At 58.3% G+C, this 16,189-nt stretch carries 11 protein-coding genes and 2 pseudogenes; 4 read left to right on the forward strand and 9 right to left on the reverse strand.

Annotated features, from left to right (window positions below; all coding sequences use genetic code 11):
- Positions 1-398: 398 nt before the first annotated feature.
- Positions 399-3,215: a S9 family peptidase gene (locus GO988_RS00005; protein WP_157561493.1), complete on the reverse strand. Its 2,817-nt coding sequence runs from the start codon at positions 3,213-3,215 to the stop codon at positions 399-401.
- Positions 3,216-3,668: 453 nt separating this feature from the next.
- Here GO988_RS00005 and GO988_RS00010 point away from each other — a divergent pair, with 453 nt between their 5' ends.
- Positions 3,669-4,661: a nucleoside hydrolase gene (locus tag GO988_RS00010; protein WP_157561494.1), complete on the forward strand. Its 993-nt coding sequence runs from the start codon at positions 3,669-3,671 to the stop codon at positions 4,659-4,661.
- 141 nt (positions 4,662-4,802) lie between these two features.
- On the opposite strand, the gene GO988_RS24720 is transcribed toward GO988_RS00010, so the two are convergent.
- The 4 genes and pseudogenes from GO988_RS24720 to GO988_RS00025 form a co-directional block, all read right to left on the reverse strand.
- The gene (locus GO988_RS24720; RefSeq protein WP_394351219.1) at positions 4,803-5,273 is read right to left on the reverse strand and encodes a sensor histidine kinase; all 471 of its coding nucleotides are present in this window, start codon (positions 5,271-5,273) and stop codon (positions 4,803-4,805) included.
- Positions 5,274-5,297: 24 nt separating this feature from the next.
- Positions 5,298-5,390 (reverse strand): annotated as a pseudogene (locus tag GO988_RS24725) (hypothetical protein); the annotation flags it as partial.
- Between the two features lie 547 nt (positions 5,391-5,937).
- Positions 5,938-6,477, reverse strand: a pseudogene (locus tag GO988_RS24730) (tetratricopeptide repeat protein); the annotation flags it as partial.
- Between the two features lie 513 nt (positions 6,478-6,990).
- The gene (locus GO988_RS00025) at positions 6,991-7,296 is read right to left on the reverse strand and encodes a hypothetical protein (protein ID WP_157561497.1); all 306 of its coding nucleotides are present in this window, start codon (positions 7,294-7,296) and stop codon (positions 6,991-6,993) included.
- A 36-nt stretch (positions 7,297-7,332) separates the two neighbouring features.
- On the opposite strand from GO988_RS00025, the gene GO988_RS00030 reads away from it, so the two are divergent.
- The 3 genes from GO988_RS00030 to GO988_RS00040 all read left to right on the forward strand — a co-directional run bounded on the left by GO988_RS00030 (position 7,333) and on the right by GO988_RS00040 (position 10,987).
- On the forward strand, positions 7,333-7,743 hold the full coding sequence (locus GO988_RS00030) for a hypothetical protein (protein ID WP_157561498.1): 411 nt from the start codon (positions 7,333-7,335) through the stop codon (positions 7,741-7,743).
- A 78-nt stretch (positions 7,744-7,821) separates the two neighbouring features.
- A complete protein-coding gene (locus tag GO988_RS00035) occupies positions 7,822-9,378 on the forward strand; it encodes an HTTM domain-containing protein (RefSeq protein WP_232341321.1) in 1,557 nt (518 codons plus the stop codon).
- A 94-nt stretch (positions 9,379-9,472) separates the two neighbouring features.
- The gene (locus GO988_RS00040) at positions 9,473-10,987 is read left to right on the forward strand and encodes a lipase maturation factor family protein (RefSeq protein ID WP_157561499.1); all 1,515 of its coding nucleotides are present in this window, start codon (positions 9,473-9,475) and stop codon (positions 10,985-10,987) included.
- Positions 10,988-11,112: 125 nt separating this feature from the next.
- Here GO988_RS00040 and GO988_RS00045 read toward each other — a convergent pair whose 3' ends face one another.
- The 4 genes from GO988_RS00045 to GO988_RS00060 form a co-directional block, all read right to left on the reverse strand.
- Positions 11,113-12,219, reverse strand: coding sequence for a peptidoglycan-binding domain-containing protein (locus GO988_RS00045; RefSeq protein WP_157561500.1), 1,107 nt, complete (start codon positions 12,217-12,219; stop codon positions 11,113-11,115).
- Positions 12,220-12,239: 20 nt separating this feature from the next.
- Entirely contained in the window at positions 12,240-12,803 is a 564-nt protein-coding gene (locus GO988_RS00050; protein ID WP_157561501.1) for a papain-like cysteine protease family protein, read from the reverse strand.
- A gap of 109 nt (positions 12,804-12,912) precedes the next feature.
- Positions 12,913-14,262, reverse strand: a complete 1,350-nt coding sequence (locus tag GO988_RS00055; protein ID WP_157561502.1) for a hypothetical protein — start codon at positions 14,260-14,262, stop codon at positions 12,913-12,915.
- A gap of 83 nt (positions 14,263-14,345) precedes the next feature.
- Positions 14,346-15,950: a hypothetical protein gene (locus GO988_RS00060; RefSeq protein ID WP_157561503.1), complete on the reverse strand. Its 1,605-nt coding sequence runs from the start codon at positions 15,948-15,950 to the stop codon at positions 14,346-14,348.
- Positions 15,951-16,189 lie beyond the last annotated feature (239 nt).

Below are 16,189 nucleotides of genomic sequence, written 5' to 3' on the forward strand. Positions count from 1 at the left end.
TGCTGCCCCTGTTAATCTTACTGCTATTAGCTAGTGTAGAGTAAACTAATTTTGTGGCCTCAAGTAATCTGAGTATAGGGCAAAAAATATCTGCTTGGTTATCCTTTTCTTATTCTAATTGCTTTAATTAGTTAGAGTACACTTGTTTGTATATCTACCTTTCTAAGTACATAAATTGGTTTAGTTTGACCAATATTAATACATTATTTAGTATCCTACTCTATTTTGTTGTAGAAGTCTATAGAGTAAGATTTGCCGAATCACATTAAAGAAATAACTCAATAGCAGAAAGTAAAACATGTTTTACTTTCTGCTATTGAGTTATTTCTTTGAGGAACAGAATAAATCAGCTTTTGCTATAGCTATTGCCTTTGCTAAGAAATAGCTATAGCATTAACTTACTGCTTGGATACTTCTAAGCCCCAATTACGGCCTTTTTCTACGGCTGGCACACCTTTTTCTAGCCACACAGGAGCGGGCGCGCCTTTTAGATAGTGGTCAAAAAATTGTAGCTCCCGGATTGAGATATCCTTGCGATTCTCCCGTTTCACTAGGTTGTGTGCTTCGCCATTGTATTGCAATAGCCATACAGGCTTGTTGAGGCGGCGTAAATCGGTGAACATTTCGATGCCTTGGTACCAGGGCACGGCTCCATCAGCATCGTTGGACATAATGACTACTGGCGTCTGTACCTTAGGTAGGGAGAAAAGAGGAGAGTTGCGGATGTACACCTCGGGCTTCTCCCAGAGCGTACCGCCGATGCGGCTTTGGGTACGCTCGTACTGAAACTGCCGGCTCTGACCAGACTCCCAGCGAATACCTCCATAAGCGGAAGTCATATTTACAACGGGTGCCCCAGCCCAGGCTGCTGCGTATATATTGGTTTGGGTAATGAGATAGGCTACTTGGTAGCCACCCCAACTCTGGCCTTGCAAACCAATGTGTGTACCATCAACCCAGGCGTTTTTTTTCAGGCTTTCTACGCCCGAATTAACAAACTCGACGGCAGATGGACCAGGTTCGCCAATAGTATAGCTGATATCGGGTGTGAAGACTAAATAACCATTGCTAGCAAATAAGGCGATATCGAGCCGCGAGGGGGTAGGAGCGGGGGCAGTGTATTTATACAAGCCGTCGGATAGCTTTTCATAGAAATACGCCACCATTGGATATTTTTTGGTAGGGTCAAAGTTTTCGGGTTTATACAGCACGCCAGTGGCAGGATAGCCCTTAGGCGTGGTCCAGTGCACAAGCTCCGCCGTGAACCAGTTGTAGTCTTTCTGCTGAGCATTGATGCTGCTTAGTTTAGTTTCCTTAAGCAAGTCGCGGCTAGTGTACAGGTCGGCGGATAGGCGCACGTTAGACTTGGTGTATACCAATACATCGGCGTGCTTAGCCTGCATCAATGCCGAGTAGCCGATGGGCGCCAGTACTACCCGTTGGGGTGCTTTCATACTGGCAATATTCTTCTTATAGTAGCCCCATTGCTTGGTGCTGTCGTCTTGCACGAGCAGCCACAGCTCATCCTTTGGCTCAATAAATTTCTGTTTTTCGACTGGAATGCTGTAGCGGAACCGCAGTTTGTGCTGCCGCCCTACGGCATTGGTAAAGTTGGTGGCCGTGCCGGTTTGAGGATTTATTTTCCAGATGTCGTAGCGGTCATAGACCAGCACGGCCGCGTCGTCTTTGGTCCAAGCGGCGATGCCGTAAGGTTGCGGGTCGTCGGGCGAGTCATTTTCCTCGTCGGCAAATACTACCCCTGCTTTGGCAGTCAGGTTAGTGGTTTTGTGCGTGGCAGTCGTGAATGAGAACCAGTTTTTGGAAGTGTAATCGTACCAAATTGCGTACTTGCCCGAGGGGGAAATTTGAAACCGGCTTTTGGCTGCTTTGGGGTTGATGGCTAGGCGCTCGCCGGTGCGCGTCGAAACTAAGTATGCTTGCTTCAGCGTGTTACCCTCCCATTGCATAGCGACGCGCTTGGCAGTGTCGGTCACGGCCAGCACATACTCGGCATTATTCAGTTCGGCCATGTATGAATCGCGCAGGTATTCGTCTTCGAGCTGAATAAACTTATTAGCTCGCTTGGGATATATGACAGCCAGGTAGTTACGCTGTAAATCCTTCTTGAGGGTTTTCAGCTGCATGGGCTGCAGGTAGTCGTCCTTGTAATTCCAGATATCGAGCTTCGCGTGCTCGAAATCAACCAGGGTAGTATCCTGCGGAATGGGGTCGGGGGCGGTACCAAAAAACAGCTTTTCGCCGTTGTCGCTGAACAGTACTTTACCAAACCCGCTTGGTGACCAGCCAGCTTTCAGCACGCTGGCGCTCGGCGCTAATAGTAAGCGGGCGCTATCGCTGCTAAAGTCGGAGTAGTAGAGGCTGAAAGGCTTGACCAGCGCCTTTTCGGGGTGTTTTTCGGCGGTGAAAGCCAGCTGCTGACCCGCATCGTCGAAGGCCAGATTTTTATACACGCCCCTACCCCCACTTAGCTGGCGCAAGCTGCTGGTAGCCAAGTTGTACACGAAGAGGCCCGACTTCAGTGCTTTGCTATCTTTGGGTGCGGCTACCGCAAATGCTACTCGGTTGCCCGTTTTGCTGAGCTGGTAGTCGGTTACGGCTTCGAACGTGCGCAACTTACCGGTAACTAGGCTAATAACGGTGAGCGGTGCGCCCTCTTTCTTCGTTTCGAGCAGCCGGTCAGTAATTTTTTTGACGGTATCAACGGGCGCTTTTTTAAGCGAATCCTTTATCGCAGGTTTCATTGCCAAGAAGGCCAGTACGGGCGCTTCCTCGGCCAACTGGAAGGACTTAACGTTGGCATATTTGGTGAGCTTGCCCGTCGCCAGCGTGTAAATGCCGATGGAATCTTGCGGCATTTGGTCGGGCTTTTTCTTCTTAATTCGAGCCTGGCGCACGTCTTGGTAACGCGGCTTTATGGTGAAGACTGCAAACTTGGAGTCGGCGGTAAATAGCGCCGAGTCGCCGCGGCTAATTTGCCGGAGCGACTGGTTGCCAGTTGTTTTGAGGTAGAGCGTGGCATCGCCCTGCTGCGGCTTCACCTGAAACAGCACGTACTTGCCATTGTCGCTGATGCGCTGGCGGGCTATACTTTGCCACTGGTCGTAGACGGAGTGGTCGAGTGGCTTTTTGGGTGTTTGCTGCGCCAGCGCGGGTAGGCTGGCCAAACTGGCAAGCAAGAATAAATACTTGTGCATTGCGAATAGAAGTGTAGGCTACGCAGACTCAAAAAGTGGGAGGCGGAAGCAACGGCAAAGGTGCCTCCATTTTAAAGGCGGGGGTAGGCACGCGTGGGCTGCTCGCGTCCGCGCATCATTGAGGAAGAGCGTTGCGAAAGTTAATAGCTTAATGCACCAGCCAAGTTGGCAACGCTTTGCCATTGCTGACAGCTAATCTATATAAGCAATTAATGCTGACCGCACTTTACTTAGTTTTTGCGACCACTGGCACCGCAGGCTAGCTGGTAGCTTGGTAGGGTAAGTACCAGGCTTGGGAAGTTAGTAACAAACTGTTTATTAGCCTAAAGGACTAATAATCTTGTTTTTAGTTTTATTTAGCTTAGTAATTATCAGCCTGGGCTTAGACAGCTTGGGTAGGCGGTCTGCGTAGGGCAAGCCCTAAGTTTGCGGGCGCTTTCTGCTTGCCTTACTATGGCCAACTCAACTCTTCAATTGCCAGTACTTTTCGACCACGATGGCGGGGTCGATGACTTTTTATCCTTGCTGCTACTGCTTACCATGCCCCAGGTAGAGCTGCTCGGCGTCTCGATTACGCCAGCCGACTGCTACCCCGAGGCGGCCTTGGAAACGACTAGCAAGCTCCTGCACTTGCTGGGGCAGCCGCAAGTACCCGTAAGCGTAGGGCAGTATTACGGGATAAACGCGTTTCCGTCGGCTTGGCGCGCGCAGCCCCGCATGCTCAACGCCTTCCCGGGGCTGCTGGCCCTACCTCCCCTCGCCGAGGGCCGGGCCGACCTGCGGCCCAGCCCAGAAGTGCTGTGCGCGCAGCTGTCCGCTGCTAGCCAGCCGGTTACGGTGCTGCTCACGGGGCCGTGCAGCACACTGGTGCAAGCGCTGGCCCTAGAGCCGCGCCTTGCCAGCCGCATTGGGCACGTGGTGTGGATGGGCGGCGCCGTGGATGTACCCGGCAATGTGCGCACCTATAACCAGAATGGAACCGCCGAGTGGAATGTCTTTTGGGACCCATTGGCGGCCCAGCAACTGCTTACTTATGAGCTGCCCCTAACCCTTATTCCGTTGGATGTAACCAACCAAGTACCAGTGAATATGGCGTTTTTGCGGCAGTTGGCGGCACAAGCAGGCCAGCCGCTTAGCCACTTGGCGGGGCAGTTCTGGGCCACCACCGTAGCTACTATTCCAACTTACGAGTACACATATTTTATGTGGGATGTGCTGGCCACAAGCTACTTAGCTATCCCCGAGGCATTTGAGGTAGAAACGCTGGAGCTGGCAGTGGTGGCAACGGGCGCGCAGGCGGGCCGTACCCTGCGCCAGCCCGGTTCTGGCCATTGGGTGCAGGTGGCCAAACACGTAGATACGGCGGCCTTCTACACCTATCTTTTGCAGCAGTTTGGCCCCGTAGGGAGCCAAGTAATGGCCAGCCTGCCAAGTGCCGCCAGCTAAGCTGAAAACCTGGCTGTTATTTTGATTATGGCTGCTATGCTTCAAGGCTTTAAGACCATTCAGCAACAAGCCATAACGAGGCGGCGTACCGCCGGAATAACTACGTGTGAGCCGGCCGGCAAACAACTGCAAGGCAGCTTGCTATAAGGGGAACTGTACCCTGACGCGGAAGCTCCCGTCAGCCTGCGGGCCGCACTCGGCGGTGCCGCCTACGGCCACAGCCCGCTGCGTAATGTTGCGCAGGCCGTGGCCGCTGCGCCGCTGGTAGGGTACCGCAGTGGGGTGGGCGGCCAGTACCGGCACCACCTCATTATTAATTTCCAGTAGTAAACGGCTGGGGCTACTTTCGAGCGACAGGCGCACGCGCAGCCACGAGGCCCCAGCCGCGTGCTTGAGTACGTTGTGCAGCGTTTCCTTATAAATGAGGTATAAGTTGCGGCGCAGTGCCAGCGACAGGTGCGTGGTCGGCAGCGTCTCGGGTACTTCAAACTTGATGTGCAAGCCGCTGGGGGCCAGCACCTCGTAGGCATAATCGCGCAGGCGGTCGAGCAGCTGGGGTAGGGTGTCGTTGTGGGCATCGAGGCTCCAAACTACGTCGTTGAGCTGGCGCACGGCCGAGCGGCTGGCCTCCGATATCTGGCCCAGCTGCCGCCGCTGGCCATCGGCATCCGCCACGCCTTCTTGCAGCAGGCTGCTTTGCAGGCTGATTTGTGAGAGTAGCGTGCCCACATCGTCGTGTAGGTCGGCGGCAATTTGAGTGCGCAGCGCGGCTTCGCGCTGCGCTTGGCGGCGGCGGGCGGTACTGCCACAGGGCGCCCCCAGCCAGCAGCAGCGCCAGCAAGGTGAGGGCGCTCAGGCCGATAAGCTGGCGCTGGGCGCGCAGCCGAATTAGCTCTTGGGTTTGGGCTTGCAGGCGGTTTTGCTGCGTGAGGAGGCGAATCTGGTCTTGCTGCTCGCGCTGCTGCTGGCCTACTTGCAGCAGGGCGGTGCGGCGGCGGGTAGCTTCTCCTACCAAGCGCTCGTTGGCATTATTAAACTGACGCAGAGCAGCTAAGGCTAGCGCGTAGGCCCGCTGCCGGGTGTAGGCATCGGCCAGCACCGCGCTGGCCTCGCGGATGCCCACCAGTAGGCTAGCTTCCTGGCTGGCGCGCAGGCTTTGGCGGCCATAGGCAACGGCCTGGGCTACTTGGCCCCGGTGCAGGGCCGCTCGCGCCAGCAGGGCTTGGGCAGGGGGTAGCAGCAGGGGTAAGTGGGCCGCCTGAATGCGAGCCAGCACCTGTTGGCCCTGCGCGGCGGCGGCGGCATACCGCCCTTGGTCTTCGGCCAGGCGGGCCAGGTTAAGCTGCATGGCCAGCACATGGGGGGCCTCGCCAAGGCGCCGGCTGATGGCAATGCTACGAGTAAAATACTCCTGGGCGGCGGCCCATTGGTGCTGTTGCCGGCTCACCTCGCCTAGCTCACCCCAGATGAGGTTGAGGCGGTCGGGGTAGTCCCAGTGCTTGGCCGTCCACTGCGCTTGGCGCAGGTAGCGGCGAGCTTCGGCATAGTCACCGACCTGCGCATAAGTAGTAGCCAGCTGAATTTTGAGGCTGGTATTGAAGCGACGGGTATTGCCGGTAGTAGCCAGGGCCAGGGCCCGAAAAGTGTAGTCGAGGCTGACTACAAACTCGCCCTGCTGGTCGGCAATGCGGCCCAGCCGGCCAAGGCAGCGCACTTCGCCTCCCAGGTCGCGTATCCGCTTAAACTCTTGCTCGGCCTGGCGCAGGTAGGTAGCAGCCGAGTCGTATTGCGCCAGCTGCACGTGGTAGTCAGCCATGTTGAGCAGCGCCTCGGCCAACACATTGCGGTAGTCGATGTGGTGGGCTAAACGGAGGGCAGCTACCCGCACCGGGCGGGCCGCCCGCACATCATTGGCCTGAATGGTATCGGCCAGCTTAGACAGTAGCCCTACTTGCTCCTTGGTGCGCTCGGGGTGGGCTTGCAACAGCTGCCACTGGCGCAGGGCACTGGTGGCCGGCGTAGGGCGGGGTAGTTCGCCTACTGGCCGGCTGCGCGGCCAGTAGGCGAACTACCAGCAGCAATACGGACAGAAGAACCACCAGCCGCAGCATATAGACAAAAGAAGGAAGTGAACAACTGGCTGCAAGCTACTACGAGGCGGCCCGGCCACACGTAAGCCCTAGCCAGTGGGAGGGGGGTAGGGGCTGCGCAGCAAATAAAACGATTTCTCGTATTTACCACTACGTATTTTCTGGGCAAAATACGTAATATTCGCATCAGTTATCGCTGTAAGCCAAACGTATAACAAGCCGTTTCTTTTCCTTACCATTTAGTAGCTCCACCCCATGCAAAAGCTAAAATCTTTCGGCTCGTTGGCCGCATTGATTCTCGGGGCCACGCTGTTGGGCGCCTGCGGCAACAGCAGCACCGATACTTCTACGAGCACCACCACGGGCGGCGCTGCCAGGGCAGACAGCAGCAGTGTAAGCAGCGATACGGCCGCCACCGGCGCGGGCACCATGAGCACTGGCGGCACTACTGTTGGCTCAACGGCCGGCGCCGCCAGCAGTACCAGTGGCACGGGTAGCACCAGCGGCGCTACCACTACGGGTACTACGACGAAGGGTAACACCACTGGCCACTAAGTAACGGCACTTTTTCCTTACATCTTATGAGAAATCAGCTTTTAGCGTCGCTACGTGCGGCCACATTTTTGCTGGGCCTAGGCTTAATTTCAACCGCCGCCCAAGCACAAACTACTACTGGTACCACCACAAGCTCGACCACGATGGGCACGACGACGGGTACCACCACAGGCTCGACCACCACAGGCACTACGGCGGGCACAACGAGTGGCACCACCACAATGGGTACTACCTCGGGCACTACTAGCGGTACCACTACCTACGGCACTACCTCGGGCACTGGAGACATGGGCACCACCGCGGGCTCTACCAGTGGAACCACTACCTCGGGCCGCCAGCGCGGCGGCACCACCTCGGGCTCGGGTAAGGGAAAGGGGCGGCGCAGCAGCACGTCGGGTAGCACCTCGGGCTCGACTACGAGCAGCAGCCCGCAGTAAGGTTTGCGGCCTCTAATGGCTTCTGCAAGGCGAAAAAGCGGTCGGGATTCCCGGCCGCTTTTTCGCCTTATTTTGTATATGACTACTGTGAGGCATCGTTCGTTTTGGCACCACCTGTGGGCCGTGGCACGGCGGCCGTTTGTGCTCGATTTGCGGGCGCTGGCCTTGCTGCGCATGGGCACGGCGGCCGTGGTGTTGCTCGATTTAGCCATTCGCAGCACCGACCTAGAGGCCCACTACGCCAACATGGGCGTGCTGCCGTTTTCGGCGGTGCTGGAGCACGCCTGGACGCCCTATCAGTTTTCGCTGCACGGCGCCAGTGGGCTGTGGCAGGTGCAGGCGGTATTGTTCGGGCTGGCGGCAGTAGTGGCCGGTGCGCTGCTGCTGGGCTACCACACGCGGCTGGCCACGCTGGCCTCGTGGGTATTGCTAGTGTCGCTGCAAAACCGCAATCCTCTGATTGGCCAGGGCGGCGACGACCTGCTGCGGATGCTCTTGTTTTGGGGCTTCTTCTTACCCTGGGGCCGGGTTTGGTCTTGGGATGCGGGCGGGCGGCCGCTCCCCGCCCGCCTCGACTACGCCAGCGCCGCCACCGTGGCCTACGTGGTGCAACTGGCCCTGCTCTACTGGTGCACGGCCCTGCTCAAACGCGGCCCCGAATGGCAGCACGACGGCACGGCCCTCTACTACGCCCTCAGCCTCGACCAGCTGCTGCTGCCCGGCGGCCGCTTGCTTTACCCGCACCCCGACTTGCTGCGCTTCCTCACCTTCGCTACTTGGTACACCGAACTGCTGCTGCCGCTGGCCTTGTTTATCCCGTTTGGGGTGCGGTGGTGGCGCCTGTTGGTGCTGGGGGTATTATTTGGGTTTCATTTGGGCATCAGCCTCACGCTGTTTGTGGGTATTTTCTTTGTCATCAATATGGTGTCGGTGCTGGGCCTGCTGCCACCGGTGGCGCTCGACTGGCTCGCGCCGCGCCTGGCGCCCCACGCCGCGCGGGCCCGGCGCTGGCAGGCCCGCCTACCCCCCCTGCAAGTGCCCTGGCGCCTACGCTTCGAGCGTACTAGCCCGGCAGTGCCCGGGCGGGTAGCCTTGCTGCGCCAAGTGCGGGAAGCCTTGGTCGTCAGCTTATTATTTTATATATGCTGGTGGAGTTTCGACGACGTATCCGGCAAACCGGGGCGCTGGATGTCGGAGCCCACGCGCTGGTTTGGCTACCTGTTTCGCATCGACCAGCACTGGGGCATGTTTGCCCCGGCGGTGTTTAAGGATGATGGCTGGTACGTGCTAGAAGGCACCACGACCACCGGCCGAGTATTGGACCTGAACCGCGGCGGCGCGCCCGTAACGTATGCTAAGCCTGCCGCCATCGTGTCGCTGTTCAAAAACGACCGCTGGCGCAAGTATTCTGAGAATTATTTATTCGTCAGCAATGCGTGGATGCGGCCCTATTACTGCAACTACCTGCTCCGCATTTGGCAGCAAAACCCCGCGCACCCGCCCCTGCGCCACCTCGCCGTGGTGTATATGAAAGAGGTGTCGCAACCCAACTACCAAGTGCTGCCGGCTACCCGCGAAATCCTCTGCGACTGCGCCCCTCCCGAGTCGGCGCCTACCCCCACGCCCGCGCCCTAGCTACCCTCTGCACACGGAATTATATCCTTCAGCTCCCGCGCGGTAGGGGCGACGCCAGCCGCGCCAGGCCTCTTTCACCAGTGCCCTACCCCCCATGGCTACCGCCTACCCTGGCCCGCCCACCTACTGGCTCACCCGCTTTGTACTGCTGCGGCTGCTGGGCGCGCTCTATGCAGTCGCGTTCCTGGTAGCGATTAACCAAGTTATCCCCCTGATTGGCGCCAAGGGGCTCTTGCCCGTCGGGCTGTACCTGAAGCAGGTGAGCACGGCGCTCGGCTCGGCCGGCGCGGGGTTTGCGCGCCTACCCTCGGTATTTTGGCTGGGGCATTCAGATGCTGCCTTGCTGGCCGCCGCCTGGGTAGGGCTGGGCCTAGCCAGCGTGGTGCTGGCCGGCTACGCCAACGCCGTGCTGCTGGCCGTGCTCTGGATGCTCTACCTCTCCTTGGTGCACGTAGGCCAGGAGTGGTACGGCTACGGCTGGGAAATTCAGCTCACCGAAACCGGGTTTTTGGCCATCTTTTTGTGCCCGTTGCTCGATGGGCGGCCCTTTCCGCGGTATGCGCCCCCGCTGCCTATCCTCGTGTTATTCCGGTGGCTGGTGTTTCGCGTAATGTTTGGGGCTGGCTTGATAAAGGTGCGCGGCGATGCGATATGGCGCAACAGCACCGCACTTTATTACCACTTCGAAAGCCAGCCTATTCCGGGGCCGCTGAGCCGGTGGTTTCATTTTTTGCCCCGCTCCGCGCTGCGAGGGGGCGTTTGGTTTAACTGGCTGGCCGAGCTAGTGGCGCCGTTGTTTGCCTTTGGGCCCCGCCTGGCCCGGCACGCGGCAGGCGGGATAATGGTGCTGTTTCAGCTCACCATCGCCCTCAGCGGCAACCTCTCCTTCTTAAACTGGCTGACGATTTTGCCCGCGCTGGCGTGCTTCGACGATGGCTTTTGGGCCCGGCTACTACCCGCGCGGCTCGTGCAGCAGGCGGCCAATGCGGCGGCGCAGGCCGAGGAGAGTAGGGGCGGGCGCACAACGGCTTGGGTGGTTACGGCCGTTATCGCGCTGCTTAGCATCCGGCCGGCCCTCAATCTGTTATCGCCGGGGCAAATTATGAATACTTCCTTCGACCCCCTGGAACTGGTGAATACCTACGGCGCCTTCGGCACAGTGGGCCAGGAGCGGCTGAACGTGGTATTTGAGGGCACCCTGGACGAAAACCCCAGTGACAGCGCGCATTGGCAAGCCTACCCCTACCGAGGCTTGCCAGTGGCCCTCGACCAGCGGCCGCCGCAAGTGGCGCCCTACCAGTTGCGGCTAGACTGGCAGATGTGGTTTGCCGCCATGGCCTCGCCCGCCGATTATCCTTGGACGCTGCACTTGGTTTCGAAGCTGCTGCACAACGACCCCGGCGCCGTCAGCTTGTTTGCCCGCAACCCCTTTCCGGGCCGGCCGCCGCGCTACATTCGGGCCGTGCGGTACCGGTACGCGTTTGCCCCGCCCGGCAATGCCCAGGGCCTGTGGTGGCGGCGCACGCGGGTCGATAGCTGGTTGCCCCCGCTGTCGGCCAACGACCCGCGCTTGGTCAAGTTTCTGCAAAAAGCCGGCTGGGCACCCTGAGGCAGCTTTGCCCGCCAGCCGGCGGCCGGGTGCGAAGAAAAGGAAGAGGGTAGGCCCCTGCGGCAGCGATTGTTGCCGGTGCCTACCCCCCTCAAGCTAGCTTAGGCTGGGTACTACTGAGGCGCTCAAAGGGCGAGCGTGAGGGCGGGCAGCACGGCGCCGACCTGCGCGGCCAGGGCCGTGATGGTTTCCACGAATGCGGCCACTTCGGCCGCTGTGGCGCCAACGGCCAGCAGCTCGGGCGCGAGGGCCACCAATATGGCCAGGATGCCCGCGGTAAGCCGCACCCGGTTGAAGTACTTCACGTAGTCGCCCCGCACGCAGATTCGGTACAGAATCATGCCCAGCGCCGGGCGGCTCGGCTCAATGAAAATCTGAAGGTTTTCGCCCTCTATCGTAAAAAACGTCCCCAACTCAATCTCCCGGCTGGGGTTGTAGCGCTTGCCGGGCAAATACGGAAACGTGCCCAAGTAATTAGCGTTTAGCTGCCGGGCCTTGAGGAGCCATTCCGTTACGCCGCTCGGCGACAAGGGTTTAATCTCGTACCAATCGGGCAAGTTGGCGCTGTGGCGCATGATGTCGGGCCGCACGCTGCTGCCCGTCGCCACAATGGTGGCCTCGGGCACCGCCGGGTTGTGGGTCCGCAAAAAATCGGTATAGGGCTGGGGCGAATTGGCGATGTCGAAGAAATCGTTGGTGGTGCACGGCGCTTGCAGCTGGCAGTAGTCATCCTTGAATTTTGGCTCTACCAACCGGCCTAACAAGCTGGATACTTGCGTGCCAAACAAAGGCGAGAGCGGAAAACAGAACTCATCCGACAGCTCAAAAAAGCGCAGAATCTTGTCTGGAATGCCCCGGTCGGGGTGCAGGTTGTCCAAGATGCCCCCAAAATACGAATCACTGGCCAGGATGGGCGGCTGCTCGAACACGTCCTCGCACTCCACGCCCTCGAGGTAGGCCACTTCGAGGTCGAGGCGAGCGGTGGTGCCCACCCCCACCACGGGGTCGTTGGGGAAGAGGTTGCGCGCAGTTTTGAAGGCCACTACGGCCCGGCCGGTTTCGTCGCCAAAGTGGCCATCAATGCCCGACGAGGGCAACTCGAACCCGCAGCAAATGAGCGCCTGCTGAATGCGGGCCACCGCGTCGGAGTTTTCGGGGGCCTGAATGCGGCGTGCGCCGGCGGCCACTGCGGCCAGGTCGGCGCTACCGCCTATAAGGGAGGATTGTAGCATGCACGCACGTGAGGAAATGCTTAATTAGCAGGCAGGTATAGCACCCGCCAGGAGCCGTAGTCGGCTAAGTCCAAGTTGCCAAAATCGGCCGTAAAATCGGCAAAAGACTGGGTGTAGCTCAGCCCATAGTTTGGCGGATTAAAATCGACCTCATCGCCGTCGAAAGCCGTGTTGATGTCCCACGGGTTCAGGATGTCAACGGTCGTGCCTTCCGGCGTAAGGTCGCCCTGAATGCCCTTGACGATGATGGCGTGCGAGGGCGACCCCACCACAGTCACCCACAGCGGGCCGTACTGGCTCAGCCAATCGGCCCACTGCTGCGGCGAGAAGTATAAACTGGCGTTGCTGGGCAGGTCAATGTCTTGAAAACCAAAATGGTCCTTAACGTCCTCAAGCATGTCCCAGTCGTAAGACGTGCGCAGGCTGCGGCCTACTTCCTCGGCCAGCGACTCTGGCGTGACGGATTGCTGGCGCTGGTAGCCCACCAGCATGGCCATCGAGCCCGCCCAGCAGCTAAGCTTATCGGGCTGGGGCTCTAACATAACATCGTACGAGGTGCTAACCTGCTGGTCGGTATTTGCCATGTTGGTCTGAGAAATTGGGGTGAATAAAAATCAAGTTGCGGGTTGCCCTGCATGCGCCTTAATGCTTGCTTCACAGCTAGTCGCAGCCTAGAAAAAGCCCGCCCGGCGGCTAGCTGGGCGGGTCGTTGGAGGGGAGGGTAGGGAGCTTTTGCAAGAGCCAGCCCACCACCTGGATGCCGTCGTGGCCGACGTCGGTGCTGGTATCTTGCTGGGCATCCACGTTGAAAGGCCCGAAAGCCGTGGCTGCTTTGATGTTATTGAGGTCGTCGCCGGACCAGTTGGCTGTCAGGCGCAGGTTTTTCACCAGTAGCATGGCGCTGGGTATCACGGCCAAGCCACCTTCGCTGGCCGAAAGCTCGCCCCTTTTGTAGCCCGGAATGTACCAATTGCGGTTATCAACAAATAGGCTCGAAAACCAGCCCCGGTCAATCCGCACCAGGCAGTAGTCGAAGTTGATGTTGATGGTATTGGTCGAAACGGGCTGCGTCGGCGCCACGTCCTTTATCGCATTGGTCAGGTTAATCTTGTCGAGCAGCCGCAGGCGGTCGAAGGCGCTATGAAAGCGCTGCTGGACCGGGGTGCGGGTAGGTGTCCCTTCCACCGAGTTGAGCAGCAGCGCGTTGGCCTGAAGCGCCGGCTTAACCGTGGTTAAGGCAACCGGCGCATTTAGGCCGTGTGCCAGCACATTGTGGAAAGCCATGTTGGCGATAGCGGGCTTTGCGGCCGGAGCCGGCGCCGCGGCCGCCACGGGCTGAATCATCGAAAAGGCATTTAAGCGGGCAAGCTTCACATTGTTGAGCAGCACGGTGGGCTTCACGGGCTCGGGCGCCACGAGCGCCGGCATTAGCTGCGCCATTTGGGCGTCATTCAGCCGTAGTTTCCACAGGGGTTTGGGGGCAACTGGCTGAGAGACAGGGGGCGCTTTGGCCGGGTCGTCGGTTATCGAAAACGAATACTTCTCCCAAATTTCCGCGTTGGTGCGGTCATACCAATTGCGGGGGGTAGGGGTGGAGAGCCGGAACAGCTCGGGCACGGCGGCCGATACCACCTCCCCGCCCGTGCCGCCGCCCCGGGCCTGCGAGTAGGTATCCTCATAATCTCGAATAGCCTCATTTTTGAGGCTCGCGAAGGTGTTTTGCAGGCTTTCGCGGGTGCTCTCGTCGGCGCCGGGGGGTAGGCTAGGCAGCGAGGGCTTCAAGATTATTTGGTGGTAATACTCATCAATCGGCTTATCGATGAAAATGACCGTTGCCGCATCGGTCGATAAAATCGGCATCCGGTTAACCAGGTCCGAGAATACCTCCTGCACGTTGTGCGCCGCCGGGTCGTAGTCCTCATCCGATATCTTAATGCCGTACTGGTCAAACCGAAACAGCATCGGACTCCCGTCAGTACTCTGAAATTTTTTCAAGAAAAAATCATTGACGGGCGCGTAAAGAGAGTCTAGGGAGATAGCCATCGCAGAATATCTAAAAAGAAGAAATGCGAAAGGAGCCTGCCCATGCCAAAAGCAGGCTCCTTCCGTAGTTTTTTTGACGGCTCTTAAGCGGGTTGCGGCACAGGTGGCGCCTGCGGTACTTGGGGCACGGCGGGGGTGCCGGTAGCAGCACCGGTGGCGGCACCCGTAGCAGCAGTATCGGTTTTGGGCGCGTCTTTGGGCGCGTCGATTTTGGGGCTGACGGGCACCAGGTGGCTTACCCACCCCAGAATTTGGGCGCCTTTTACTACGATGCCCTCGTCGGTTTTTTCTGCCTTGTAGGTTTTCGAGTCTTTGCTGTGGCTGTAGCTACCACCCAGGCTAAATGGCCCCCAGCCAAAGCTACCCCCCCCGCCGGCGCTGGTGCTCACGCTATCGAAGCTGTCGTGGATGTTAGAGGCGTTGATAACCAGGTTTTTAATCACAAACATGTACTGCGGAATGATAGGCAGCCACGCATCCGAGCCGGTTTCAGGGCGGGTTATTTGGTCCATTTTACCGTTTGAGATGGATGCCTTGGGGTGGTTGCCCACCAAAAACCAGTTGCCCAAGTCAAACATCAGGGTATCAAGCCAGGGGCGGCTAATTTCCACCAGGGCGTAGCTGAAGGAAACCGTCAGCTGGTCGGTGTTGGTATCGGTATGCTCCTCGCGCTTGTCGAAAGAAGCCTGGGCCTTGACAAACCAGAAGCCGCCCGACACCTTGGCCGAAGTGGTTTCGACCGTGTTGGTCGTAACCGACTTGCTGCTATCGTAAGAATAGGTAGTCCAGCCGTCTATGTTGTCTTTTTGGGCCCAGTTGCTGGGAAATATTTCTACGTATTGGCTCGTCACGGGGATTACCCCCGACGTGGCTACGCGGTAAGCTTCAAACTTTTTTTTGGCGGCGGCAATCATGTGGGCCGCGGCATCGGTGCCCATGGCAGCCAGGTTGTCTTTGGCTTCTTCGATAAACTGCTTGTAGCCCAAGCTCATCCATTCGTCCCAGGCATCGTTTACGTCCGATACGTAGGTTTTACCCATCACGCCCCAGAGCTGCGCCGTTTGGCGGTTGCTCATATTGGCCAGGTAAATGTTGGCGTAAGTCCGAACGGCGTTGTTGTACTTCTTTTCGTAGTCCTTGTAGGCTTTGTACTCCTTGGTATCCACGTCTACATCGCCCCCGTCGTCATCCTTAATGGTTTTGCGCAGGCGCGGCAGGTACTTGTCGCGCTGCTGCTTCTGAAACGCTTCCTGTTCGGGGGGTAGGGGCATCACGTTGGCCCCGTCGATGATGATTTCCCACGCCTGGCTGATGGATGCTCCGTTTTCAATGGCCTGATAGTTCTCGCTAATCATCAGCTTCTTATCGACCAGCGTGCAGGTATTCGACAGGTTCTCGTACCGCTTGCCAATGTCAGAAGTATCCTGAATACCGTCGGCCGGAGCCGCACCAGCGGCCGGGGCGGCGCCGGCGGCGGGGGCCGGCGCTGGCGGCTGCACGTTGGTGGGGGAAGTCATATTGGGCTTCCAGGGATTCGTAAAATCGTCCGGGTTGATGGGCTCGCCGGTAGGCAGGAAGGAAATAATGATTCCGGGCAAGCCCGTCGGCATGGTGTCGCTGATACCAAGTGCTTGCTTTTTGACGTCCGAAAGGATTTTATAGGCGTCACCCATTTTAACTTCTGGCATGATGAAAGGAGGATTAAGTGATTGGTGGTGGGTATTCAAGTGGTTATTTTGGCCACAGCTATGCCTTCGCCTTTTGAGCGTGTGGTAGATGGCCCGGCTGTTTAGCAAGGTTTTAGGTGTAATAGCGCTGACTGGGTTTACCAGCCGGTGCCGCCACTGCCGGCTTATGAGCTGCCAACAAAAACCAGCGTAGCGCTGGCTTTTCTACCGCTGTCTGTATCAGTTGAATGGCTATCAAC

The sequence above is a fragment of the Hymenobacter ginkgonis genome (assembly GCF_009755225.1).
Classification (GTDB): Bacteria; Bacteroidota; Bacteroidia; order Cytophagales; family Hymenobacteraceae; genus Hymenobacter; species Hymenobacter ginkgonis.

Bases quoted from the DNA above. Each gene is read 5' to 3' on its own strand.
- GO988_RS00010 (WP_157561494.1), top strand. From the start codon at position 3,669: ATGGCCAACTCAACTCTTCAATTGCCAGTACTTTTCGACCACGATGGC.
- GO988_RS00060 (WP_157561503.1), bottom strand. From the start codon at position 15,950: ATGCCAGAAGTTAAAATGGGTGACGCCTATAAAATCCTTTCGGACGTC.
- GO988_RS00030 (WP_157561498.1), top strand. From the start codon at position 7,333: ATGAGAAATCAGCTTTTAGCGTCGCTACGTGCGGCCACATTTTTGCTG.
- GO988_RS00035 (WP_232341321.1), top strand. From the start codon at position 7,822: ATGACTACTGTGAGGCATCGTTCGTTTTGGCACCACCTGTGGGCCGTG.
- GO988_RS00050 (WP_157561501.1), bottom strand. From the start codon at position 12,803: ATGGCAAATACCGACCAGCAGGTTAGCACCTCGTACGATGTTATGTTA.
- GO988_RS00040 (WP_157561499.1), top strand. From the start codon at position 9,473: ATGGCTACCGCCTACCCTGGCCCGCCCACCTACTGGCTCACCCGCTTT.
- GO988_RS00005 (WP_157561493.1), bottom strand. From the start codon at position 3,215: ATGCACAAGTATTTATTCTTGCTTGCCAGTTTGGCCAGCCTACCCGCG.
- GO988_RS00055 (WP_157561502.1), bottom strand. From the start codon at position 14,262: ATGGCTATCTCCCTAGACTCTCTTTACGCGCCCGTCAATGATTTTTTC.
- GO988_RS00045 (WP_157561500.1), bottom strand. From the start codon at position 12,219: ATGCTACAATCCTCCCTTATAGGCGGTAGCGCCGACCTGGCCGCAGTG.